1 protein-coding gene is annotated in these 690 nt (G+C 68.3%); it reads left to right on the top strand.

Going from position 1 to position 690, the window contains the following annotated elements:
* Positions 1–26: 26 nt before the first annotated feature.
* The coding region (locus IEZ09_RS45975) for an FG-GAP-like repeat-containing protein (protein WP_189260153.1) at positions 27–690 on the top strand (664 nt) is incomplete at its 3' end.

The following is a 690-nucleotide window of genomic DNA, read 5'->3' as shown; positions in this document are numbered from 1 at the left end:
AGGGGCGTCCGTTCGAGGGCTACATCGTGACCGGTACCGACTGGCAGTCAGCGAACCGGATGTTCCTGGCCGACGTCTCCGGTGACGGGTCGGCGGATCTGATCGCGACCCGCGGCAACGGTGAGATGATCTACTGCCCGAACAACGCCTCGTCCAACCCGAACGGCCGCCCGTTCCTGGGCTGTGACCTGGTGGGCAGCGGCTGGGACACCGCGGACCGCATCTTCGTGGCCGACCTCTCCGGCGACGGGGCCGCCGACATCCTCTCCACCACCCCGGACGGCGAGTTGCGGTACTTCCCCAACAACGCCGCCTCCAACCCCGACCACAAGCCGTTCACCGGCTACACGGTGGTCGGTACCGGCTGGCAGACCGCGAACCGCATGTACGTCGCCGACGTCTCCGGTGACGGCGCCGCCGACATCCTGTCCACCACCGCCGACGGTGAGCTGCGGTACTTCCCCAACAACGCGGGCAGCAACCCCGATCACAAGCCGTTCGCCGGCTACACCGTGGTCGGCACCGGCTGGAACACCGCCAACCGGATCTTCGTCAGCGACTACTCCGGCGACGGCGCCGCCGACCTGCTCTCCACCACCCCCGACGGCGAGCTGCGCTACTTCCCCAACAACGCCGCCAGCAACCCCGATCACAAGCCCTTCTCCGGCTACAAGGTCACCGGCACCGGCT

Source organism: Lentzea flava, assembly GCF_014648475.1.
In the GTDB taxonomy this organism is placed as follows: Bacteria; Actinomycetota; Actinomycetes; order Mycobacteriales; family Pseudonocardiaceae; genus Lentzea; species Lentzea flava.
Note: the sequence above shows the minus strand (reverse complement) of the source record. Positions and strands in the feature narration are given on the sequence as shown.